Origin of the sequence: Algihabitans albus (assembly GCF_003572205.1) — a bacterium.
In the GTDB taxonomy this organism is placed as follows: domain Bacteria; phylum Pseudomonadota; class Alphaproteobacteria; order Kiloniellales; family DSM-21159; genus Algihabitans; species Algihabitans albus.
On the sequence record NZ_QXNY01000006.1, the window covers coordinates 23,033 to 46,384 of the forward strand.

Annotated in this window: 22 protein-coding genes; 15 read left to right on the plus strand and 7 right to left on the minus strand. The window is 66.3% G+C overall.

Annotation, left to right across the window (positions count from 1 at the left end; genetic code table 11):
• Positions 1 to 4: 4 nt before the first annotated feature.
• The 4 genes from DBZ32_RS16875 to DBZ32_RS16890 all read right to left on the minus strand — a co-directional run bounded on the left by DBZ32_RS16875 (position 5) and on the right by DBZ32_RS16890 (position 3,896).
• Positions 5 to 1,321: a TRAP transporter large permease gene (locus DBZ32_RS16875; protein ID WP_119168425.1), complete on the minus strand. Its 1,317-nt coding sequence runs from the start codon at positions 1,319 to 1,321 to the stop codon at positions 5 to 7.
• Positions 1,321 to 1,857, minus strand: coding sequence for a TRAP transporter small permease subunit (locus tag DBZ32_RS16880; protein WP_162906808.1), 537 nt, complete (start codon positions 1,855 to 1,857; stop codon positions 1,321 to 1,323). Before DBZ32_RS16880 ends, DBZ32_RS16875 begins: the two co-directional genes overlap by 1 nt.
• A gap of 61 nt (positions 1,858 to 1,918) precedes the next feature.
• On the minus strand, positions 1,919 to 2,932 hold the full coding sequence (gene dctP / locus DBZ32_RS16885; RefSeq protein ID WP_119168427.1) for a TRAP transporter substrate-binding protein DctP: 1,014 nt from the start codon (positions 2,930 to 2,932) through the stop codon (positions 1,919 to 1,921).
• Positions 2,933 to 2,999: 67 nt separating this feature from the next.
• Entirely contained in the window at positions 3,000 to 3,896 is an 897-nt protein-coding gene (locus DBZ32_RS16890) for a BKACE family enzyme (protein WP_162906809.1), read from the minus strand.
• A 133-nt stretch (positions 3,897 to 4,029) separates the two neighbouring features.
• Between DBZ32_RS16890 and DBZ32_RS22745 the strand changes: the two genes are divergently transcribed.
• On the plus strand, positions 4,030 to 4,986 hold the full coding sequence (locus tag DBZ32_RS22745; protein ID WP_119168429.1) for a LuxR C-terminal-related transcriptional regulator: 957 nt from the start codon (positions 4,030 to 4,032) through the stop codon (positions 4,984 to 4,986).
• 143 nt (positions 4,987 to 5,129) lie between these two features.
• Here the strand turns inward: DBZ32_RS22745 and DBZ32_RS16900 are convergent, their stop codons facing one another.
• The 3 genes from DBZ32_RS16900 to DBZ32_RS16910 form a co-directional block, all read right to left on the minus strand.
• On the minus strand, positions 5,130 to 6,170 hold the full coding sequence (locus tag DBZ32_RS16900) for a TRAP transporter substrate-binding protein (protein WP_119168430.1): 1,041 nt from the start codon (positions 6,168 to 6,170) through the stop codon (positions 5,130 to 5,132).
• A 68-nt stretch (positions 6,171 to 6,238) separates the two neighbouring features.
• Positions 6,239 to 7,513, minus strand: coding sequence for a TRAP transporter large permease (locus tag DBZ32_RS16905; protein ID WP_119168431.1), 1,275 nt, complete (start codon positions 7,511 to 7,513; stop codon positions 6,239 to 6,241).
• A complete protein-coding gene (locus tag DBZ32_RS16910) occupies positions 7,510 to 8,037 on the minus strand; it encodes a TRAP transporter small permease (RefSeq protein ID WP_119168432.1) in 528 nt (175 codons plus the stop codon). The genes DBZ32_RS16905 and DBZ32_RS16910 overlap by 4 nt, the downstream gene beginning before the upstream one ends.
• A 310-nt stretch (positions 8,038 to 8,347) precedes the next feature.
• Here DBZ32_RS16910 and DBZ32_RS16915 point away from each other — a divergent pair, with 310 nt between their 5' ends.
• The 14 genes from DBZ32_RS16915 to DBZ32_RS16980 all read left to right on the plus strand — a co-directional run bounded on the left by DBZ32_RS16915 (position 8,348) and on the right by DBZ32_RS16980 (position 23,330).
• Positions 8,348 to 9,541, plus strand: coding sequence for an alpha-hydroxy acid oxidase (locus tag DBZ32_RS16915; RefSeq protein ID WP_119168433.1), 1,194 nt, complete (start codon positions 8,348 to 8,350; stop codon positions 9,539 to 9,541).
• Between the two features lie 131 nt (positions 9,542 to 9,672).
• Positions 9,673 to 10,758 carry an NAD/NADP octopine/nopaline dehydrogenase family protein gene (locus DBZ32_RS16920; protein ID WP_119168434.1) on the plus strand — a complete coding sequence of 362 codons (1,086 nt, stop codon included), beginning with the start codon at positions 9,673 to 9,675 and terminating at the stop codon, positions 10,756 to 10,758.
• 3 nt (positions 10,759 to 10,761) lie between these two features.
• Positions 10,762 to 11,739, plus strand: a complete 978-nt coding sequence (locus DBZ32_RS16925; protein WP_208539278.1) for a 3-hydroxybutyryl-CoA dehydrogenase — start codon at positions 10,762 to 10,764, stop codon at positions 11,737 to 11,739.
• Between the two features lie 90 nt (positions 11,740 to 11,829).
• Entirely contained in the window at positions 11,830 to 12,840 is a 1,011-nt protein-coding gene (gene dctP / locus DBZ32_RS16930; protein ID WP_208539279.1) for a TRAP transporter substrate-binding protein DctP, read from the plus strand.
• Between the two features lie 42 nt (positions 12,841 to 12,882).
• On the plus strand, positions 12,883 to 13,389 hold the full coding sequence (locus DBZ32_RS16935; protein ID WP_119168436.1) for a TRAP transporter small permease: 507 nt from the start codon (positions 12,883 to 12,885) through the stop codon (positions 13,387 to 13,389).
• A 2-nt stretch (positions 13,390 to 13,391) separates the two neighbouring features.
• Positions 13,392 to 14,705, plus strand: coding sequence for a TRAP transporter large permease (locus DBZ32_RS16940; protein WP_119168437.1), 1,314 nt, complete (start codon positions 13,392 to 13,394; stop codon positions 14,703 to 14,705).
• A gap of 172 nt (positions 14,706 to 14,877) precedes the next feature.
• The gene (locus tag DBZ32_RS16945) at positions 14,878 to 15,834 is read left to right on the plus strand and encodes a PDR/VanB family oxidoreductase (protein ID WP_208539280.1); all 957 of its coding nucleotides are present in this window, start codon (positions 14,878 to 14,880) and stop codon (positions 15,832 to 15,834) included.
• Between the two features lie 41 nt (positions 15,835 to 15,875).
• Entirely contained in the window at positions 15,876 to 17,213 is a 1,338-nt protein-coding gene (locus tag DBZ32_RS16950; protein WP_119168439.1) for an aromatic ring-hydroxylating dioxygenase subunit alpha, read from the plus strand.
• 8 nt (positions 17,214 to 17,221) lie between these two features.
• Positions 17,222 to 17,704: an aromatic-ring-hydroxylating dioxygenase subunit beta gene (locus DBZ32_RS16955; protein WP_119168440.1), complete on the plus strand. Its 483-nt coding sequence runs from the start codon at positions 17,222 to 17,224 to the stop codon at positions 17,702 to 17,704.
• Positions 17,705 to 17,712: 8 nt separating this feature from the next.
• Positions 17,713 to 19,338, plus strand: a complete 1,626-nt coding sequence (locus tag DBZ32_RS16960; RefSeq protein WP_119168441.1) for an AMP-binding protein — start codon at positions 17,713 to 17,715, stop codon at positions 19,336 to 19,338.
• Positions 19,335 to 20,519, plus strand: a complete 1,185-nt coding sequence (locus DBZ32_RS16965) for a thiolase family protein (protein WP_119168442.1) — start codon at positions 19,335 to 19,337, stop codon at positions 20,517 to 20,519. Before DBZ32_RS16960 ends, DBZ32_RS16965 begins: the two co-directional genes overlap by 4 nt.
• Positions 20,516 to 21,778, plus strand: coding sequence for an SDR family oxidoreductase (locus tag DBZ32_RS16970; RefSeq protein ID WP_119168443.1), 1,263 nt, complete (start codon positions 20,516 to 20,518; stop codon positions 21,776 to 21,778). The genes DBZ32_RS16965 and DBZ32_RS16970 overlap by 4 nt, the downstream gene beginning before the upstream one ends.
• Positions 21,775 to 22,605 carry a cyclase family protein gene (locus tag DBZ32_RS16975; RefSeq protein ID WP_119168444.1) on the plus strand — a complete coding sequence of 277 codons (831 nt, stop codon included), beginning with the start codon at positions 21,775 to 21,777 and terminating at the stop codon, positions 22,603 to 22,605. Before DBZ32_RS16970 ends, DBZ32_RS16975 begins: the two co-directional genes overlap by 4 nt.
• On the plus strand, positions 22,602 to 23,330 hold the full coding sequence (locus tag DBZ32_RS16980; RefSeq protein WP_119168445.1) for an SDR family NAD(P)-dependent oxidoreductase: 729 nt from the start codon (positions 22,602 to 22,604) through the stop codon (positions 23,328 to 23,330). Before DBZ32_RS16975 ends, DBZ32_RS16980 begins: the two co-directional genes overlap by 4 nt.
• The last annotated feature ends 22 nt before the right edge of the window (positions 23,331 to 23,352 follow it).

Below are 23,352 nucleotides of genomic sequence, written 5' to 3' on the forward strand. Positions count from 1 at the left end.
GGGTTTATCCGTAGACCAGGTTCGGCAGCCAGAGCGACAGACCGGGGAAGAGAACGACGAGCAGAAGGCCGAGGCACTGCAGGGCGATGAAGGGCCACTGGGCCGCGAAGATGTCCTGCAGACTGACCTCGGGCGGCGCGGCGCCCTTCAGATAGAAGCAGGCCGGGCCGAAGGGCGGCGTCAGATAGGCGATCTGCATGGAGAGATTGAAGACGATGCCGAACCAGATCGGGTCGTAGCCCAGCAGCTGCAGGGTCGGCAGAAAGATCGGCATGGTCAGGAACAGGATACCGATCCAGTCGATGAAGAAGCCCAGCAGAATGAAGACTGCGATCATGATGGCGAGCACCACGGCCGGTTCCGAGGAGATCCCGGACAGAAGGCCCTTGGCGAAGGCGATGCCGCCGAGCAGGTTGTAGACGCCGATCAGCGCGTTGGTGCCGAATACCAGCCAGAAGACCATGCCGCAGGTCTTCAAGGCCTGGATCAGCGCGCCGCTGATCATCTCGAGGGTCAGCTCGCCGCGCACCCAGGCGGCGAAGATCGTCCCGGCCACGCCGACGGCGGCGGACTCGGTGATGGAGGCGAAGCCGGCGTAGATGGAGATCAGCACGGCGGCGGCGACGGCCAGCGGCAGGGCGACGTTCTTCAGCAGGGCCAGTTTCTCGGCCAGCGGAATGTCGCGCTCGGCCTCGCCGAGCGGCGGCCCGAGCGCCGGGTTCAGGCCGCAGCGCACCAGGATGTAGCCGATGTAGAGCCCCGCCAGCAGCAGGCCCGGCACCACGGTCGCGAGAAAGAGATGGGAGATCGAGACCTGCGCCGTGATTCCGTAGAAGATCAGGATGATGCTGGGCGGAATCATGGTGCCGAGCGAGCCGCCCGCCGTGATCGTCCCGATCGCGAGCTTCTTGTCGTAGCCGAGCTTCAGCATCTGCGGCAGGGCGATCAGCCCCAGCAGCACGATCTCGCCGCCGATGATGCCGGTGGTCGCACCCAGAATGACGGCGACGAAGATGGTGATCACGGCGATGCCGCCGGGCATCCGGCCGGCCCAGATGTGGAAGGCCCGGTAGAGGTCGCGGGCGACGCCCGACCGCTCCATGATGGAGGCCATCAGCACGAACATCGGGACCGCGACCAGCGCGAAGGACCCGACGAACTCGGCCGTACGGCTGCCGACGAGGAAGAGCCCGCCCAGGCCGAAGTGCGTATAGGCCAGCACGACCGCGATGGCGCCCGAGACGAAGGCCAGCGGAACGCCCAGCATCAGAAGCCCGATCATCGCGGCGACGATCACGAGGGAAATCGTGCCGATGTCCATCAGCTTTCGCCGCCGCCGTCGGGCACCGTCGCGTCGCTCCGTCCGCGCAGGACCCGCACCAGATGCACGATCACGACGAGCGCGAACAGCGCCGCGCCGAGCAGCAGCGCGAACTTCACGAAGGAGGGGGCCGGAGTGTTCCAGGAGGTGCCGGAGCGCTCGGGCATCCAAAGGCCGTCCGGCGTGAAGCGGAACAGCGACTTCTGGACGATGGGCCACATCGCCAGGGTGAGGCCGCCGAGATAAAGCAGCCCGCAGAACAGTCCCAACGTCTTGGCGATCAGCCGGAAGCGGCGCCCCGCGCCGTCCACCGCGATGCCGATGCGCAGGTGGCTGCCCTCCGCCATGCAGTAGGCGCCGCCGAAGACGAAGGCGACGGCCGCCAGGATGCCGGAGATCTCGTGGGCCCAGAAGGTCGGCGCGTTGAAGGCGTAGCGGGCGACGACCTCGTAGACCATGAGCGCCACGATCGCCAGGAAGCCCCAGGCCAGGACGCGGCCCAAGGCCAGAACGAAGCGCTCGACAACAGGGGGCACGGGCGGCCTTGGCGGCCTTTGGGCGGGTTGCGGGGGCGCCGCGGCCATCCCGATAATCGGACTAGAGGATGCCGAGAGACGTCATGTAGGCCTTGTGGCTCTCCACGATGGCCTTGGCGTCCGGACCCTTGGCGCTCCAGTCGGCCCAGACCTCCAACAGCATCTCGCGGAACAGGGTTGCATCTTCCTTGCCGAACTCGATGAAGGTCACGCCAAGCTCGCCCTTGGCCTTCTCGATCGCTTCCGCATCCTGCTGGCTGAGCGTCTCCTTCAAGGTATCGGAGAGATCGTTGCAGGCACTGTCGAATTTCATCCGGGCGTCTTCCGAGAGACCGTCCCATTTGTCTTGCGAGACCGACATTTCGGTCACCGGCATGGAATGACGCGCCAGGATTGAGTACTTCGCCTTATTGTGCATGCCGAAGGCTACGTTCAAACCGACGCTGGCGAGATCGCTGGCGTCGAGCACGCCGGTTTCGAGGGCGTTGATCGCATCGCCGGGGGCCAGGTTCACCAGCGACGCGCCTGCGCGTGTCAGCAGGTCAGACGGCAGGCCTCCGGGTGCCCGGATCTTGATGCCCTGGAAGTCGGCGACCGACTCGATGGGCACGGTGGAGGGAATCTGCTCCTGCGGCCAATAGACCTGGCAAATCATGTGCAGCCCGTGTTTGGCATACAACTGGCGGCCCAACTCCAGTCCGCCGCCCGTCGTGAACCAGGCGTCGCGGGTCGCGGTGTCGGGGTAGGCGGAGAGCGTGTCGCCCAGCACGGCCATGGCCGGGTTCTTGCCGGCGAAGAAGGTCGGGCCGGTGTACTGTCCGTCCAGCAGTCCGCTCTCGATGGCATCCATCGTCTCGCGCGGACCGACCACGGCGCCGGCCGGAAAGACCTGGATGTCGACCTCGCCGTCGGTCGCGGCCTTCAGGTCGATCGCCATCTGCTCGAAGGCCTTCGTCGTTGCCGCGTTGGCGCCGAGGAAGGTCTGCATCTTGAAGGTCTCGGCTTGAGCGGCGGCGGCCAGGCAAAGCGTCGCCGCGGCGACGGCGGTGCTGCCGAGTTTGGTTTTGAGCGACATCAGGATTTCCCCCAGACTGTTCTTTGGTTTCGTTATTGTTCGGCGTCGTTTTTCCGTGTCGACCGGCTCAGGCCGCGACACGCACCTTCTGCATGGCCAGGATCTCGCGTGTCTCCTCCACCGTGGCCGGCTCGCGGCCCAGGGCGCGGGCTTGCGCGACGACCTTGGCGATGATCTCCGCGTTCGTCGGCTGGCCGTATTCGCTGAAGGGATAGTCGCCGAGGCCGATGGAGATATGGCCGCCCTCGCGGATGATCTTCTCGGTCAGCAGCAGCAGATTGCCCTTGTAGTTCACCACCGTCCAAACGAACTTGCGGTCCTTGGGCAGGAAGGCGGTATGGGCGTCTAGGCCCTGCGGCGTGCCGGGGTGGCCGGCCAGCATGATGCCGTCGGTCAGGCAGAAGCAGACGTAGGCCGGCTCGGGCACCACGCCCATTTTCATAAAGGCGTCGATCTGGCGTGTCGAACTGACGTTCCAGGACACCAGATACTGGGTGAGGCCGTGGTGTTTGATGCGTCCGGCGAAGTGCATCAGCGTGCCGGTCGAGTTCTTGTAGACCAGCTCGGTGGTGTCGAACTTCACCTCCTTCGGATTCCACCAGTCGACGTTCACGCTGCCGACGTCCATCGGCGCGAAGTCCGGCGCCGTCTTGGCATCCTTCATCATCTCCTCGACCGCGGCGAAACGGCCCAGGGCGTCGGTGTCGTTGGCGACATAGCCGAGCGTCGGGTGGATCAGGATCGGGCAGAGATCGCGGATGCCCGCGTTGGTTTCCAGATAGAAGCCGGGCGAGTGGTCCGGCGCGCCCTGCGCGGTCCGGCCGTGATAGTGGACGACGGCCGCGCCTTCGTCATAGCAGGCCTTGGCGTCGCGGATGATCTCCGCCGGCAGGAAGGGAACGTTCGGGTTTTCGTCGCGCGGCGCGAGTTCGTTGACCCGCGCCTCGATGATGATCTTGTCCAAGCTCAGTCCTCCCAAGCAGCCTCTTCGAGGCAATATATCTTTTGACGTATGAAATCAGACTTCAGAGACGTAATCCAGTCCCGATTCGACATCATCTCTTGACAATCCGGGAATTTTCTATATCTAAAGTTATATGTCAGCACAGAAAAACGCCTCCGCAGCCTCCGCGCCTCGGCAACGTCTGGAGGGATTCGCCGACCTCTTCGAAGGTCACTTCCCGGGCCACACGATGCAGCGCCTGCGGACGCCGGAGGGCCGCTATCGCTACAGCTACGTCAGCCCGGACATCCATGAAGCCTTCGGTCTCGATCCCGACGACCTGATGCAGCGGGACTTTGTCCAGCATGAATGGGTTCATGCCGACGACCGCGAAGGTTTCATCGCCGCGCTGGAACGCTCGGCCGCGTCCTTGAGCGTTCTCGATGAGGAAGTACGGGTCATGCGCGCGGACGGTCATTTCATGTGGGTCCGCTCCATCGGGCATCCCCGCCGCCTCGCCGACGGGACGGTGATCTGGGACGGCGTGGCGCTCGACGTGACCGACCGGCGCGAAGCTCTCGAGGCGCTGGAGCGGGCGATGTCCCAGGCCAAGCGCGACGAGGTTTCGGACGGCCGCTTCGCCGCCATCGCGGCCCGCGACGTTCTGCGCCCTTTCGACCGTTTGCAGAGCGCGGTGGAGGAACTCCGGCAGAACCACGGCCGACCGACCCAGGGCCGGCAGGCTGCGGCAAGCGTGCAAAACCGGGCCGTCGGGAATCTTATCGCTGCCTTCGACGACTTCGCGAAGACCTTCGACGCGGCCCGTGGACTGCTGACGGCCGGCAAGGAGAAAACCTCCGGTCCGGCAACCGGCAGTCCGTCTCTGGACCAGTCCGAACCCGGTCGGCCGCTACCCGATCCTCAAGCCGAGGCCCGCTTGACCGGGCGGCAACGCGACGTCCTGAGCCTGCTGCGGCAAGGGTCGTCCAACCGCGACATCGCCGACAGACTCGGGATCGGCGAGGGCACCGTGAAGCTGCACGTCTCGGCCATTCTGCGGACGCTCGGCGTGAAAAACCGGACGATGGCGGCCGCGCTCCAGACCAGATAGCGATCGGTCGGACCCAGGTATTGGGTCCGACGATGACGTTAAATCCGGTCTCGATTCAGAGTGTGAGAGTCTGTTTCCTGGGATCGGCGGAACTACGACGCGAGTCCATACGATCACAAGATGCTCTGGACGGGGAGACGGCCTTACTCCGCGGCCACCTTCGCGATCTCCTCGACATAGGTCGCCAGCGCGGCCTCGCCATCGATGCCGAGCGCCTCGACCCGGGCCGTCCAGGCATCCTTGAGCTCTTCGCCTTGGCGCTCGACCTCGGCCAGGATCTCCGGCGATGCCGGGGTGAAGCTGTAGCCGGCCGCTTCCAGCGTCTCGCGGGCGGCTGCGTCCGCCTCGTCCCACGCCGCGCCCGCAAGGCGCGCCATCGCCTCGCCCGAGACCGCTTCGATCGCCGCCCGATCCTCGGCGCTGAGAGCCGCGAAGGTCGAGCTGTTCATGATGACGTAGTGACTGTCGCGATAGAGACCGCCGGGAATCGTCAGCGCGTCGGTCAGGATCGGATCGAGCCTGAAGCTGACCACCGATTCCATCGGGAAGAGCACGCCATCGACGACGCCTCGGGCAACCAGTTCGTAGGTCTCGCTGGCCGGTGCGAATTGGGGCACGATGTCGAGCCCTTCGGCGATGTCCTGAACGATGCCGCCGGTGGCGCGGAGACGAAGCCCGTCGAGATCTTCCAGCCCCTCGATGGCTCTGTCCTTGGTCCAGATGTAGGCGGGGCCGTGGACCCAAAGCCCGAGTAGTTTGACGTCGCCAAATTCGCCGGCCTGCGCGAAGTGGGTCTCGAAGGTTCGCCAATAGGCGACGGACGCGGAGAGTGAGTCGTCGGCGTAGCCGGGCAGTGTGACGCCGTAGGCCGTCGGAAAACGGTCGGCCGTGTAGGCATGCACGCTCATCGCGATATCGGCGACGCCATCTCGTACCAGATCGAAGTGAGCCGCGGGGCGCCCGAGCGCGGGCAGGAACTCGACCGTTACCCGGTCCTCGGTTTCCGCCGCCACGGACTCGGCCCAGGGCACCAGAATATCGCTGTAGATCGGATGGGTCGTCGGCAGCCAATTCGACAGCCGTAGAACCGTCTGGTCTTCGGAAGCGGCGGCACCAGCGGCAGCGGCGCAGAGCGCGGCGGCGAACGCGGTCGCCGCCGCGGTCTTCTTGAGCAGTTCAGGCATTGCGGAGTCCTTCGTTTCTCGGAGTTTCGGGTTCGGTGTTTCGGTTCCCCCGGCGATGGTTCGGGGTGTCAGGTGAGCACCAGCCAGGGCGCGGTCAGCAGAAGCAGAAGCCGCAGGATGTCGGCGCCGACGAAGGGCAGGACGCCGCGAAAGACGGTCGTCGTCGCCACGTCGGAAAGCGTCGCGCGCAAGATGAAGACGTTCATGCCGATCGGCGGCGTGATCAGGCTGATCTCGATCACCACGACGACGACGATGCCGAACCAGATCGGATCGAAGCCGGCAGCGATCGCAAGCGGATAGAAGATCGGAATGGTGAGCAGCAGCATGGACATGCTTTCCAGGACCATGCCGAGCAGGAGGTAGCAGACCAGGATCCCGGCCAGAACGGCGAAGGGGCCGATGTCCAGCGCGGCGATCACCGCTTGCAGATCGCGCATCAGTCCGGCGACGTTGATGAAGTTGGCGAACATGAAGGCGCCGATCAGGACGGCGAAGATCATCGCCGTCGTGCGCGCGCTTTCAAGCAGGATGCCGACGACGGCGCGTAGGCTCAGTCCGCCTCTCGCAAGGGCGAGCAGGAGTGCCGAGGCCGCGCCGACGCCGGCCGCCTCGGTCGGGGTGAAGAGGCCGCCGTAGATGCCGCCGATCACCAGCGCGAAGAGGGCGAGAATGCCCCAGGTCCGGCGTAGAACTGCCAATCTCTCACGCCAGCCCGTGCACTCTCCCGGAGGTCCGGCCTCGGGGTTGGCCAGCGTGATGGCCTGAACGGTCAGGCAGTAGAGGAGCAGACCGACGAGCCCCGGCAGGATGCCGGCGATGAACAGCTGACCGATGTCGTTGTTGGTCATGATCCCGTAGAGCACTAGGACGACGGACGGCGGGATCAGAATGCCGAGCGTGCCGCCGGCGGCGATCGATCCGGTCGCGAGTGTGTCGGCATAGCCGAAGCGTCGCATCGAGGGCATGGCGACCTTGGAGATGGTCGCGGCGGTCGCCAGGCTCGAGCCGCTGACGGCGGAGAAGCCGCCGCAGGAGATCAGGGTCGAGAGGGCCAGCCCGCCGCGCAGATGGCCGACGAAGGCATAGGCCGCCCGATAGAGGTCGTCCGAGAGGCCGGCGCGGGTGATGAAGTTGCCCATCAGGATGAACAGCGGCAAGACCGCCAGGCTGTAGGTCAGGGAGGTGTCGTAGGCGAGCTGCCCCACCATGGCCATCGCCGGATACCAGTCGGTGATGACGGCGAAGCCGACGAACCCGACCAGCATCATCGCGAAGGCGATCGGCACGCCCAGCATCGCCAGGCCGAGGATGCAGGCAAGTCCGATGACGGCCGCGCTCAAGGCCGCGGCTCCCCAGGCGGAGGGGGCGCCTTCGGGCCGGTCGCTTTGGGGCGCAGGTCGCGCGCGCTGTTGACGAAGAAGGCGATGGCGGTGAGACCGGCCATCGCCGTCATGACGCCCGCGACCGGTGCAAGCGGGAGGCGCAGAAACGCCGTGGTGTCGCCGTACCCGACGATCTCGACGGTCTTGTCGTAGAGACGCCAGGTAATGAAGGTCACGATCACGGCTGCCACGGCGTTCGCCAGCGCTTCGGTGATGCGGCGGGCCCTGATGGGGACCAGGGAGGTGAAGAGGTCCACCTGAATATGCTCGCGCCTCAGGGTCGTCAGCGGCAGCGCGGAGAACACCAGCAGGGCCATCAGGAGTTCGATCAGTTCGGCTGCTCCCGGCACCGGAGCGTTGAGCAGATGCCGGCCGATCACATCCGTGACCATGATCGTCATAATCGCTGCAAGCGAAAGACAGGCGCCGACGCCGGCGATGAGAAGCGGTGCGCGCAGGACGATGGCGAGTAGCCGCGTCATCGCCGCAGTCTCATGACGGCACCCTGCGCTTCGGGCGGCATGGTCTCGTCACATCGGCGGGGCTGCGTACGAACCGGCATGGGCGGCTATCGTTCGGTGACATTGGGATAAATGCAAGTGCATATTTCCGACTTCCCCGGTGGCCGGCGCGCGTTGCTTGCCTGACGCGACGCCGCGCCGTCCCGACCGTCAAGCGACTGCTTGCGGAGAGGACAGGGATAATATATGCATTTGCAATGACTTGGCCGCTGTCTCTGGTCGTTGGACGTTCCATGATCTCTCCCCGTTCCCGGTTCGCCCGCGTCGCTCCATGCCCGGCGATCTAAGCTACCTGCCGGCGCTCGACGATCTGATGGAGCTCGGCCGCCGCCGCTTGCCGAGGCTGGTGCGCGACTACCTGGAAGGTGGCGCCGGAGACGAAAGCGGTCTCAGGCGGAACCGGAACGCGCTGGAGACGATCCGGCTCCTCCCGCGCTATGGCCGCGATGTCGCCGACCGCACGACGGCGGCGGAAATCTTCGGCCGGTCCTATGCCCTGCCGGTCGGCATCGCGCCGGTGGGGTTGGCCGATCTGATCTGGCCGGAGATGGATGCGACCTTGGCTGCGGCGGCCGAGGCGGCGGATGTCCCCTATATCCTCAGCACCGCCGCCTCGACGACGATCGAGCGGGCTGCCGAGATTGCGCCGCGGAGCCTGTGGTTCCAGCTCTACGTCTCCACCGACGACGCGGTGACCTTCGATCTGATCGAGCGGGCGAAGAGAGTCGGAGTGAGGGTGCTGGTGGTCACCATCGACATCCCGGTACCCGGTAAGCGGCTCCGCGATCTGCGCAACGGCTTTCGTCTTCCTTTCCGGCCGACCGCGGGGCGCGCCGCCGGCATTCTGGCGCATCCGGCCTGGGCCTTGGCGACACTGCGTGCCGGGACGCCGACCTTCGCGACGCTGGCGCCCTATGCTGCGGCCGGCAGTGGCGCGCAGTCGCTTGCTGCCTTCATGGCCAGGCAGATTACAGGCCGGCTCGAGCCGGCGTTGCTCCGGCGCATTCGCGAGGCCTGGCCGGGGCCGATGGTGCTGAAGGGCGTGCTTTCGCCGGAAGATGTCGACATGGCCGTCGCCGTCGGCGCCGACGGCGTTATCGTCTCCAATCACGGCGGCCGCCAGCTCGATGCCACGCCGGCGGCGATCGAGGCGCTGCCGGCCGTGGCCGAACGCGCCGGCGACCGTCTGACGGTTATGATGGACAGCGGGCTGCGCAGCGGCAGCGATGTGGTGCGGGCGCTCGCGTTGGGTGCAAGTTTCACCTTTGCGGCGCGTCCCTTTCTGCTTGCGGTAGCAGCGCGCGGTCGTTCGGGTGCGGATCACGCCCTGTCTCTACTCGCGGACGAGGTCGGCCGGGTCTTGGGTTTGACCGGGCATACCGATCCGTCTCAGCTCTCCGCCGACGCGCTGTGGGACGGACCCTTCGTGCGGAGGCGAACCTCCGCGCTGGACGACAGTCTCTAACGGGATCGAAGGAGCTATCGGACACGAGGGCAGCCGACGCTCTTGTGAATTTCTATGTATTTGCATAAAGTTTGAAAGTAGCCTCGGACGATAACGACGCCGTCAGCGAACGGCGGGGGGACCATCTCTTTATGAATGTCGCTGTTCTCGGGGGAGGTAACGGCTCTTACGCTGCGGCGGCCGACATCACGCTGCGCGGCGGATCCGTCCGGTTTTGGCGCCGCGATGCGGAGGCCCTGAAGCCAGCGCGCGATGCCGGCGGTATCTATCTGAAGGACTTCGAGGGCCGCCGTCTGGTCGCCATCGACGCGATCACCGACGACATCGCGGCGGCGGTGGCCGATGCGGACCTGATCGTCGCGCCGACGCCGGCCTTCGCTCAAGTCGATCTCGCCAACGCGTTGGCACCGAATCTCAGCGACGGTCAGGTGCTCTTCCTGCCGCCGGGCACCTTCGGTAGCTACCTGATGATGAAGGCGCTGCGCGACACGGGCTGCAAGGCGGATATCGCGATCGGGGAGACCGGAACGCTTCCCTGGCTCTGTCGCAAGCATGGACCCCACGAGGTTGCGATCACGACACGGGCCACGCGGCTGCCGACCGGCGTGTTTCCCGCCCGCCTGCACGATCATGCGATCGCCCGTATCGCCGGGGCCTTCCCTGGCTCGATCGAGCCGATCGAAGACGCGCTCTCCGCCGCGCTCATGAACGCCGGGCCGATCATCCATCCGCCGCTCATCCTGATGAATGCGGGTCCGATCGAGCATTTCGACCACTGGGACATCCACAACGAGGGAACTCAGCCGTCGATCCGGCGTGTAACGACGGCTCTGGACGGCGAGCGCATGGCCGTCCGCGAGGCGCTGGGCTATGCGGCTCCGCACTTCCCGCTCGCCGACCACTACAGCGCCGACGGCGACGAGTGGATGTACGGCAATCTCGCCCACGATAAGCTGACGGACAGCGGCGATTGGCGCGAGGACCTCGATCTTCGCACCCATCGCTATATGCGCGAGGACATCGCACTGGGGTTGGCGTTCCTCGCATCGGTCGCCCGCTGGGCCGGCATCGATTGCCGCGTCGCGGCGGGTCTACTGGCGGTCGCCTCCGCCGTTGCCGAGGAAGACTTCGCCGCCACCGGCCGGACCCTGGAGACGCTCGGTCTCGCGGAGCTGACGCGCGCGGAAATGGCCGCACTTCTCCAGGAGGGTCTTTAGAGCGTGGCACAAGCCAGGATTTGCGCCGTGGGCGCGGGCCGCATGGGCCGCGGTATCGCTCATGTCTTTGCCTACGCCGGCTTCGAGGTGGCTCTGCTCGACGCCAAGCCTCGCACGTCGGAGGAGTTCGCGCGGTTTCGGGGCGAGGCCCTGGCGGAGATCGAGGGCAGCCTGGCCACGCTCGCGGAGCTTGGCCTGTTCGAGACGGCGGCCATCGATCGCATCGTCGCGCGCATTCGCGTGCTTCCGCGCTCGGACGCCGCGACCGCCGTCGACGGTGCCGCCGTGGTCTTCGAGGGCGTACCGGAGATCAAGGAAGCCAAGGCCGGGGCCTTCGCCCTGATCGATCCATACCTGGCGCCCGAGGCGATCGTCGCCTCGACCACCTCGACTTTTCTGGTGGACGAACTCATCGGGTTCGTCTCCCGGCCTGCGCGCTTTCTGAATGCGCACTGGCTGAACCCCGCCTACCTCGTGCCGCTGGTCGAAGTGAGTCCGTCCGGGCGGACCGACGAGGCGGTGATCCAAGCCCTCGAAAAACTGCTCACGGACGTCGGCAAGGTGCCGGTTCGGCTCAAGGCGTCGCCGGGCTATATCGTGCCGCGGGTTCAGATGCTGGCCATGAACGAGGCCGCGCGGCTGGTCGAGGAGGGAGTGGCGAGCGCGGAGGACGTGGACAAGGCGCTGCTCTACGGCTTGGGCTTCCGCTTTGCCGTGCTCGGCTTGCTGGAGTTCATCGATTGGGGCGGCAACGACATTCTCTACTACGCCAGCCGCTACATGACCGACGCCACCGGAGAGAGCCGCTTCGCCGCTCCTTCGATCGTCGACCGCAACATGCACGCCGGCCGCAACGGTCTGAAGGATGGCGTCGGTTTCTTCGACTATCGGGAACGGGATCTCGAGGCCTACCGCAAGTCGCGGCTGGCGGGGTTTCTCGACCAGTTGCGCCTCGCCGGCCTCGCGCGGCCGCCGGCCTGACGGTCGGGTCTATCCAGGGTGTTACCCGACGGGATGTGGGGTTCCAAGCAAACCGGAGTGGGGAATGCTCCGACAGACAGGGAGAAGAAGATGTTCGCTCGTGTCGTCCGGATGGGGAAGAGATCGGCTGCTCTGGCGCTCGCCGCGGGGCTGGTGGGCGGAGGGTTGGCAGGGCCGGCCGGCGCCGAAGAGGTCCTGCGCGCGGTGACCGCCTTTCCGGCGCCCGTCGAGTTCTCGAAAAGCTTTCTGCGCTTCGTCGACAAGGTCAACGACCTCGGTGAAGGTGTCGTCCGCATCGACTACATGGGCGGGCCGGAGGTCGTTCCGCCGCCGCAGCAGGCGCAGGCGATCCGCCGCGGCGTGATCGACATGCAGTACGGTCCGGGCACCTACTATCTCGGTCAGGTGCCCGAAGTGGACGCCTGGGTCGGCTCCACCATCACGGCGATGGAAGCGCGTGAGAACGGCGGCCTGGAGGTCATGCGCGAGGTCTATCAGGAAAAGCTCGGCGCCTATCTGCTCGCCCATATCGACACGGGCATTACCTTCCACATCTACCTGACCGAGGAGCCGGCGCGCGGCGAGGATGGAAACGTCGACCTCTCGGGCGTGAAACTGCGCAGTCAGCCGATCTATCGGGAGTTCTTCGACGCGCTCGGCGCCACCAGTGTTTCCGTGCCCGTGCCGGAGGTCTACACCGCCCTGGAGCGCGGTGTGGTGGACGGGATCGGCTGGCCGTTGGTTGCGGTCCAGGATCTCTCCTGGGACGAGTTCCTGACTCACCGGATCGATCCGCCTTTCTTCCAGACCGACCTCGTCGTGGTCATGAACGAGGAGAAGTGGGGAAGCCTGTCCGACGAGGCGAAGGAGATTCTGACGGCCGCGGCGGTGGAGTACGAGCAGGAGTCCTACGACTACTACCAGCAGAACATCGCCGATACCGACCGGGCGGTGCGGGAGGGCGGCATGGAAGTGGTCGAGATCAGCGGCCCCGCCGCCGAGGCCTATCTCGACCGGGCCTTCGAGACGGCCTGGGACCGTCTCAAGGAGAGCGGGAGCCGGCACTACGACGCGCTTCGCGACGCCTACTATGACCGCTGACGTTGTGGCCTCCGACGATCCGTACTCGGCCGCGGTCCGGCGATGCCTGCGCTGATCCGCGTCTATGACGGACTCGTTCTTGCCCTGGCCGTCGCGGGCGCCGCGGCGCTGGGCTTGAGCGCGCTTCTGATCGTCGTCGACGTGATGTTGCGCAACCTCGGCCTGCCGCCGATCCAGGCCGCGAGCGCGCTGATCGAGTATGCCATGCTGGCCGCCACGGTGGGCGGTGCACCCTGGCTCGTTCGCCGCGGCGGGCACGTCGCCGTGGACAGCTTCGTGGCGGCACTTCCGCCGCGTGCCTACCGATGGGTTCTGCGTGGCGGCCTGACCTTCTCGTTCGGCGTTTCCGCCTTCCTGGCCTGGCGTGCGGCGGTTCTGACGCTCGAGGCCGTCGTCCGCAACGATGTCGACATCCGCTCCATCGACGTCCCCGGCTGGGTGGCCTATGCCCTACTTGCCGTCGGGCTCGGGCTCTGTGCCACGGAGTTCCTGCGCCTCCTGATCGTCGGTGGCGGCGATCAGAAGACGCAGGACGTCGCGGGCGCCTGACGATGTTCTGGTGGGAGGCGGCTCTTCTTCTCGTCGGGGGCCTTGTCGCCCTGATGGCCGTCGGCGTGCCGGTCGCGATCGCCTTCCTCGCGGTCAACATCCTGGGCGTGCTGATCTTCATGGGCGGCATGGCCGGCGTCGATCAACTGGTGGCCAACGCGAGCGGCGCGCTGACCACCTTCACCCTGGTGCCGGTGCCGCTCTTCATGATCATGGGGGAACTCTTCTTCCACACCGGTCTGGCGGCGCGGGTCTTCGACGCGCTCGACAAGTGCCTGGGCGGCCTGCCCGGCCGGCTGTCCTACATGACTGTCGGCGGCGGCACGGTCTTCGCCACGCTCTCCGGCTCCTCCATGGCCAACACCGCCATGCTGGGGTCGCTCATGGTCCCGGAGATGACCCGGCGCGGCTACAAGAAGCACATGATCATGGGACCTATCCTGGCCACCGGCGGCCTGGCGATGATCATACCGCCCTCGACCCTGGCCGTGCTGCTCGGATCGCTCGCCCGGCTGGACGTCGGCGCGCTGCTGATCGCGGGGCTCCTGCCGGGCGTGCTGCTCGCGCTGCTCTACGTGATCGTCATCCGCGTTCAGATCGCGCGGGATCCCGAAGCGGCGCCTGGCTACGCGACCGAGCGCCCCTCGGCCGGCGAGATCGCCGGAGCGCTTTTGATCAACGTCCTGCCGATGGGGCTCGTGGTCTTTTCCGTGATCGGTCTGATCCTGCTCGGCTGGGCGACGCCGACCGAAAGCGCGGCTTTCGGGGTTCTGTCGGTGATCCTGCTGGCCCTGCTCTACCGCTGTCTCACCTGGTCGGCGGTCGTCAAGGCCCTGAAGGGCGCGCTCGCCGTCACCGCCATGATGTTCCTCATCATCCTGGGTTCCTCCACCTTCTCGCAGGTGCTCGCCTTTTCCGGCGCCACCTCCGGGCTGCTGGCCTGGGCGACGGACTTCGAGGTGAGCCGCTACGTGATGCTGCTGGGCATGCTCCTGATCCTGATTCTGCTCGGGATGTTCATGGACCAGCTCTCGATGATGATGCTGACGCTTCCGATCTTCATCCCGCTGGTCACGAGTCTGGGCTTCGATCCGGTCTGGTTCGGCATCCTGATGCTCTTGGCCCTGGAGCTGAGCCTCTCGACGCCGCCCTTCGGCATGCTGCTGTTCGTGATGATGGGGGTAGGGCCGCCCGGCACCACGCTCGGGGAAGTCGCCCTGGCGGCCGCACCCTACATCGCCTGTACCCTACTGGTGATGCTGCTGCTGACTCTGTTTCCCCAGATCGTGCTGTTTTTGCCGCAGGTCATGGGCTAGGCGCCGGCTTCACGGCCTGTCCGGCCGTTCCGGATCCGAAGCCGGCCGCCGAAGGCAAGCCGCCGTCGAAGACGAGACTGTTGACAGGGCGCGGCAGAGTGTAAAATATGATCTTGCATATTGTTTGGGATACACTGTCTCCCCGATGGCAGTGACGGACGAGAGTTTTGCAGTGTCGCATTTTGACCTCGTTGTCGAGTCCGTACGCAGGGACACGCCGCTGATCCGTTCGTTCGTGCTGTCCGCCGCCGACGGCGAGCCTCTGCCCGAGATCGACCCCGGCGCGCACTTGCGCGTGGTCTTGCCCGACGGTCGCGACCGCCCCTACTCGCTGGTCGCTCTGCCGGAGCTGGAGGCGGCCGGCAAATGGGCGCTCGGCGTGCGGCTGGAGGATCCTGGCCAGGGCGGCTCGCGCTACATGCACGCTTTGGCCCAAGGCGACCGCATTCGCACCTCGGCGCCGATCAACAACTTTCCGCTCTCCATCGGTCCGGCGTCTCCGGTCCTGATCGCCGGCGGCATCGGCGTCACGCCACTCGTCAGCATGGCGGCGAAGCTGGCGCGGCACGGCAAGTCCTTCGCGCTGCACTACGCCGCGCGCTCCCGCGATCACTTCGCCTTCCTTGAGGAATTGCGGACGATCTGCGGCGACCGTTTGTCTCTTCATCCCGACGACGACCCCGATCTCGCGCTGGACATCTCCGCTCTGATCGCCTCCTTGCAGAGTGAGACACCGATCTATGTCTGCGGCCCGGCGCCGATGATCGATCGGGTCAAGGCGGAGGCCGCCGCGCGGGGCCGCGATCCGGAGAAGCTGCGCTACGAGCTGTTCACCGCGCCCGTCGCCGATCCGCAGGGCGACGCCGCGTTTCAGGTGGAGCTGAAGTCGACCGGCCAGGTCTTCGACGTTCCGCCGGGGAAGTCGATCATCGATGTCCTGGAAAGCGGCGGTGTCGACTTGCTCTACGACTGTCAGCGCGGCGACTGCGGAGTCTGCCAAACGGTCGTTCTGGAGGGTCTGCCCGATCATCGCGACGCCGTGCTGAGCGACGCCGAGCGGGCTTCGAACAAACTCATGCAGATTTGCGTCTCGCGCGCCAAGTCGCCCAAACTCGTGCTGGATCTGTGAACCGAGAGCAGCCTTCGAACCAAGGGCCGGGAGGATCAGGAATGGACCGCTATCGCGACAATCCCGCCGCCCTGCGCGCGCTGGTGCGCGAGACCGAGGTGCATCGGGACGTCTATATCGACCCCGAGGTCTTCGACCTGGAAATGCGCCACCTCTTTGCGGAGACCTGGGTCTACGTCGGTCACGCCAGCCAACTTCCGGAACCGGGCGACTACCTCGCGGCGACGGTCGGCTACCAGCCGCTTCTGGTGGTGCGCCATAGCGACGGATCGATCCACGTTCTCTACAATCGTTGCCCGCACAAGGGCACGCGCATCACCACGGAGCCCTGCGGCAATACCGGAAAGTTCTTCCGCTGCCCTTATCACGCCTGGTCGTTTCGAACCAACGGCAAGCTGCTGTCGATCCCGCTCAAGAAAGGCTACGAGCATACCGGGCTGGAGGAGGCCGAGGCGGTCGAAGGGTTGAGGCCGGTCGCCAACGTTCACGTCTACCGCGACTTCGTCTTCGTCAAGCTGAACGAAGGCGGGCAGAGTTTCGAAGCATTCTTCGGCGAGAGCCTGTCGTCGATCGACAACATGATCGACCGCTCGCCCGAGGGACGGCTGGTGATCGAGGGCGCGCCGCTACGCTACCTGCACGGCTGTAACTGGAAGATGCTGGTCGAGAACCAGACCGACACCTGCCATCCCATGGTCGCGCACGAGAGTTCGGCCGGGACCGCGGTCTCCGTTTGGGAACGTGAGCAGGTCGAAGGCGCGAAACGGCCGATGGCGGTCGAGGTCTATTCCCCCTTCATGAGCTCCTACGAGTTTTTCGAAGGCATGGGCATCCGCGTCTGGCCGAACGGCCACGGCCACACCGGCGTTGCGACCTCGATCCATGCCGACTACTCGGCAGTGCCCGGCTACATGGAGCAGATGACCGCCAGTTACGGCGAAGAGCGGGCCCGCCGGATCCTCGACGAAAACCGCCACAACACGGTCTATTTCCCCAACATCATGGTGAAGGGGCCGGTCCAGACGCTGCGCGTGTTCATTCCTCTGGCCGCCGACAAGACACTGGTGGAAAGCTGGACCTTTCGGCTGGTCGGTGCGCCGGACATGCTGTTCGAGCGCACCTTGATGTACAATCGCCTGATCAACGCGCCGACCTCTATCGTCGGACACGACGATCTAGAGATGTACGAGCGCGCCCAGGAAGGATTGCGCGCCGACGCCAATCCTTGGGTGAATCTGCAGCGTCTCTATCAGCCGGGAGAACGCCATGACGTCACGGAGGTGATCAACGGTACCTCGGAACGGCAGATGCGCAACCAGTTCCATGCCTGGGTCAGCTTCATCGGATCCTCGATGGAACGCCAGCCGGCCGGCGCGTGAGACAGGGCATGAGCAGCATCGCTCCGCAGGATCTCATCGACTTCGTCTATCGCGAGGCACGGCTTCTGGACGAACTCGATTACGAGGCGTGGCTGAACCTCTTCACGGAGGACGGCCGCTATTGGATGCCCGCCGAGTGGCGCCAGACGGATCCTCTGCTGCAGTCCTCCCTGATGTACGAGGACAGGCTGTTGCTCCGCGTCAGGGTCGAGCGTCTGTCCGGCGCGCGAACCTTCTCGCAGAAGCCGAAGAGCCGCGCCCAGCATCTTCTGCAGGCACCGCAGATCGACCTCTTCGAGCCGGACGCGGGCGCCTTCCGCACCTGGACCTCCTTTCACTACGTCGAGACGCGCAACGACGTGCAAACGCTCTATGCCGGCTGGGCGACTCACGACCTGGTGCTGCTGGAGGGCACTTTGAAGATCAAGCTGAAGCGGGTCGATCTGCTGAACTTCGACGCTCCGCACGGCAACATTCAACTGTTCATGTAACTCTGGCCATGCCCGTCTCGACCGAAACCATCGCCTCGCGCTTCGACGCCGCCGCGCTCCGCTACGGCGCTAAGCCGTTCCTGCGGGTGCTGCCGGAAACCGCCGGACTCTATGGGATCGCCGAGGGCGATCTCGGCTATGCCGCCGTCAAGCAGTTGATCCATGCGCGCGCTGCCGGCTACCGCGCCGCCGGCTACGGCCCCGGGGTCCGGGTCGGTCTTCTGCTGCTCAACAGGCCCGATTTCGTTTTGAACTTCCTGGCGCTGAACGCGGTCGGAGTGTCCATCGTTCCGATCAACCCGGACCTGCGCGCCGCCGAACTGGAATACCTGATCGGTCATAGCGAGATGGCGGCCGCGGTGGCGGTGTCGGAGCGGATCGCCGATCTGCGGGCGGCCGGAGCGGCGGTTGGAACGGCCCTCGCGGTGGCCGGACCGGACGAGGCGCCTCCTCCGCTCGGTTCCGAGAGGGAGCCACCGGCGCTGGGGTCTGAGACTGAAGCGGCTGTCCTCTACACCTCGGGAACCACCGGTAAGCCCAAGGGGTGCGTGCTGACCAACGGCTACTTCCTGCATGCCGGCGATTGGTATGTCGGGCTCGGAGGGCTCTGCGACCTGGGCGAGGGCGAGGCCGTGATGCTCACACCCTTGCCGCTGGCGCACATGAACGCCCTGGCCTGTTCCGTGATGGGGATGATCAGCGCCGGCGGGTGTCTGGTCATGCTCGACCGCTTCCATCCGCGCAGCTGGTGGGAGTCCGTGCGGGCCTCGGGCGCGACCTGTTTGCACTATCTGGGCGTCATGCCCGCGATCCTGATGAAGGCCGACCCCGCAGCCTCCGATCGCGATCATAACCTGCGCTTCGGCTTCGGTGCCGGCGTCGGCGTCCAGCTCCATGCCGCCTTCGAGGAGCGCTTCGGCTTTCCGCTGATCGAATCCTGGGCCATGACCGAAGTCGGCGTCGGTGGCTGCATCACCGCCAACCGCGAGCCGCGCAAGATCGGCAGCAGTTGCTTCGGCAAGCCCGGCCCGGAGGTCGAGGTGCGGATCGTCGCCGACGACGGCGAACCCGCGGGAGTCGATCAACCCGGCGAACTGCTGGTTCGCCGCGCGGGGCCGGATCCCGCCTACGGCTTCTTCCGCGATTATCTGAAGGACGAGGCGGCCACGGCTGACATCTGGCGCGACGGATGGTTCCACACCGGCGACGTGGTGCGCGCGGATGCGGACGGTGATCTGCACTTCGTCGACCGCAAGAAGAACGTGATCCGCCGCTCAGGCGAGAACATTGCGGCGCTGGAGGTCGAGGAGGTTCTCAAACAGCACGCCGAGGTCGACGCGGCGGCCGTCGCCCCGGTCTACGATCCGATCCGCGGCGAGGAGGTCTTCGCCTGCGTGACGCTCAAGACGAAGGCCGATGCTGCTGCCCGTGCGGCGATCGCCTTGGCGCTGCAGGCCTGGTGTCTGCGGCGGCTGGCCTACTACAAGGCGCCGGGCTACGTCGCCTTCGTCGAAGCCCTGCCTTTGACCTCCACGAACAAGGTGCAGCGGGGCGAGCTTAAGGTCCTGGCGCAGCGGCTGGAGGCCGGGGGCGACTGCCACGATCTGCGCCATGGCAAGAGGCGCGCGGCATGACGCTCCGCCGGACCGGCTACGAGGGTGTCACCGTGGCCGTTCCGGTCTCGGTGCCCTATGTGCGCTATTCGACCGAGACGGCACACTGGTGGATCGCCAGGGCGCTGCGACGGGTCACGGAAGATGCCGGGATCAAGCCCGGCGATATCGATGGGCTTTGCGTCTCCAGCTTTACACTCGCACCCGATACGGCGGTGGGACTGACGCAGCATCTCGGCCTCTCGCCGCGTTGGCTCGACCATATTCCGATGGGTGGAGCCAGCGGTGTCGTGGGATTGCGGCGGGCGGCCCGGGCGGTGCAGGCGGGCGACGCGGACATCGTCGCCTGTGTGGCCGGAGACACCAATCACGTGGACAGCTTCCGCAAGATGCTGTCGTCCTTCAGCCGCTTCGCGCAGGACGCTTCCTATCCCTACGGCTTCGGGGGACCGAACACGAGCTTCGCCCTGCTGACGGCGCGCTACATGCAGCTCTACGGCGCCACGCGCGAGGACTTCGGCAAGCTCTGCGTCGCCCAGCGGCAGAATGCGCTGTCCTATCCGCATGCGATCATGAAGAAGCCGCTGAGCCTGGAGCAGTATCTGGCCGCGCGCCCGATCTCCGATCCCATTCACCTGTTCGACTGCGTGATGCCTTGCGCGGGCGCCGAGGCATTTCTGGTGACGCGCCCCGAGGTCGCGGCGGACCTCGGCCTTCGCGGCGCCCGCGTTCTGGGAGCCATCGAGCGGCACAATGCCTTCCCCGAAGATCCCATTCAGTTGCGCGGCGGTTGGGCCGTCGACCGGGACGAACTCTGGGCGATGGCGGGGCTGACGCCGGACGCCGTCGACGTCCTGGAGACCTATGACGACTATCCGGTCATCGTCATGATGCAGTTCGAGGACCTCGGCCTCTGCGCCAAGGGAGAGGCGCCGGCTTTCGTGCGCGCCAACGACTTCACCGTGACGGGATCCGTCGCGCACAACACCTCCGGCGGCCAGTTGTCCGCCGGCCAGGCCGGTGCGGCGGGCGGCTACATCGGTCTGGTCGAGGCGCTGCGCCAGATCACCCACCGGGCGCTCGGTGCTCAGGTGCCGAAGGCCCGGACGGCGCTGGTCAGCGGTTTCGGCATGATCAACTACGACCGCGGTCTCTGCTCCGGTGCAGTGGTGTTGGAAGCGGAGGAGGACTACGCCGCATGACCCGGACCACGCCGCCGACCGAGCCGCTGGCCATGCCGCCCAAGAAGGACCCGCGCCGGAAAACCCAGGAGGCGCTGGTTCCGCCGCCTGGCCGCAGCCGGGCCGCGCTGGCGATGTCGGCCAGTGCCGCGCGCTCGGTTCTGACACTGCAGACATGCCGCGACTGCGGCCGCGTCCAATACCCCGCGCGCGACGCCTGCGCCTCCTGCCTCTCGGTCGACTTGGCCTGGATGCCGGTGTCGTCCGGCGGTGAGCTGATCGCGGAGACCACGGTGCGGACCTCGACGGAACCCTACTTTCGCGAACGCACGCCCTGGCGCGTCGGCACGGTCAGCCTCGACGCCGGGCCGACCGTGCTCGCCTACCTGCATGGCGAAGTCGGTGACGCACCGGCGGCGGTGCAGGTGTTTCCCTATCTCGATCGCAGCGGCAATGCCGTTCTGATGGCCTTGCCCGTGGAAGGGAGCCCGGCAATGAACGAGGACCGACAACTCCGTGAACTGACGGCGGATCCCAAATATCGCCGGGTCTTGGTGACCGATGGGCGCAATCCGGTCGGCCGGGCGGTCGCGCAGGCCCTGTCCGATGCGGGGGCCTCAATCGTCTTCGTCGGGATCGCCGAGGCCTGGAAGGGCTTCGCGGAGCGGGACGAGCTGCTTGCCATTCCCAAGGTCGAGATCATGGACCTGGACGTCACCGACACGACATCGGTCGAGGCGCTGGCCGGCGAGATCGGCGGCAAGACCGATATCCTGATCAATACGGCCGATCACGTTCGCGCCGGCGGCGTTATGTCCCGTACCGGCGTCACCATCGCGCGCGACGAGCTGGACATCAACGTGCTCGGTCTCATGCGGCTGGCTCAGGCCTTCGGACCGACCATGGCCTTTCGGGGGGCCGATCAGGACAACAGCGCCACGGCCTTCGTCAATATCCTGTCCTGCTACGCGCTCTCCAACTGGCCTGCCTACGGCGGGCACAGCATTTCCCAGGCCGCCGCCCTCTCGGCCGTGCAGTGCCTGCGCGCCGAGCTGCGGCCGGGCGGAATACGGGTGATCAGCCTCTTCACGGGGCCTGTCGAGGAACCCTGGTATCAGACCCTGCCGCCGCCCAAGGTGGCGCCCGCGGCAATCGCCGACGCCCTGGTCAAGGCCTTGCGGCAGGGCACCGAGGACGTGGCGGTCGGCGATATCGCCAAGGATGTGCTCGCCCGCTTCGCCGAGAATCCGAAGGTCCTGGAGCGGGAGCTGGGTCAATGACCTCCACCACGCCCGACGCCACGCCTGACACCGCAGTCGAAACGCTCGCTGCCCTCGCCACCCTGCTGGCGGGTGGGGGGGTCGAGGTCGTCGATCTCACGCATACGCTTTGCCCCGACTTTCCCGTGATCGTGCTGCCGCCGGAGTTCGGCCAGTGTCAGCCGTTCCGGATCGAGGAGGTGTCGCGCTACGACGCGCGGGGACCGGCCTGGTATTGGAACACCTTTACCTGCAGCGAGCATGCCGGCACCCATTTCGATGCGCCGGCGCACTGGGTGACGGGCCGCAACGTTCCCTTCGGCACCACCGATGAGATCCCGCCGGGCCGGCTGGTTGCGCCCGCGGTGGTCATGGACTTCTCCGAAGAATCCGCACGGGACGCCGATTTCGTCTTGAAGGCGGAACACATCGAGGCCTGGGAAGCCCTTCACGGACCTATTCCCAGCGGGTGTTGGGTTCTGCTGCGAACCGACTGGTCGCACAAGGTCGGCACGCTGGACTACGTCAACATGAAGGACGACGGGGCGCACTCGCCCGGTCCGGACGCCAGTGCCATCGAGCTTCTGGTGGAGGGGCGCGATATCGTCGGTTTCGGCACCGAGACGGTGGGCACCGATGCCGGGCAGGGACATCACTTCTCGCCGCCTTATCCGGCCCACTCCATTCTGCACGGGGCCGGCAAGTACGGTCTGCAGTGCCTGGCCAACCTGGACCGGCTGCCCGCGACTGGGGCGCTGGTCATCGCAGCTCCGCTGAAGATCAGGCAGGGATCCGGAAGCCCCTTGCGAGTTCTCGCCCTGGTGCCCAAGCGAGGGGAGGGGCCGTGAGCCAGATTTTCACCGCCCTGGTCACCGGAGGCAGCGCCGGGATCGGCGAGGACGTCTGCCGCAGGATGCTCGCGAAGGGCTGGCAGGTGGTCTCGCTGGCCCGCCGTCCGCCGGCGATCGAGCATGAGAATCTGATCGGCGTCGAGGCCGACCTGCTGGATCAGGCGGCGACCGCCGAGGCCGCCGCGGAGATCGCGCGGCGTTTCGAGATCACCCATGTCGTCCACAACGCCGGCCTGGTCTGGCCGAATCTGCTGGGCGAGGTGACGCCGGAGGAGGTGGCCGGGCTCACTCAGATCCATGTGACAGCGCCTCTGGTTCTGACCCAGGCCGTCCTGCCCGGCATGCGCCAACGCGGCTTCGGCCGCATCGTGTTCGTCACCAGCCGGGCGGCCATGGGTGTTCCGACCCGCACGGCTTACAGCGCGACCAAGGCCGCCGTGCATGGCATGGCCCGCACGTGGGCGCTGGAGTTGGGGCAGGACGGGATCACCGTCAATGTCGTCGCGCCGGGCCCGGTCCGCACCGACAACTTCTGGGGGATCATTCCCAAGGACTCCGATCGCGAAACCGAACTGGCCGCCGCCTTGCCCGTGCGGCGCCTGGGGTCTGTCGAGGACATCAGCCGCGCCGTGCTGTTCTTTGCAGAACCCGAGGCCGGTTTCGTCACGGGGCAGGTGCTGTTCGTCTGCGGCGGCGCCAGCCTCGGCGGCATCTCCTTGTGACCGCGGTGACGATCCAGGATCC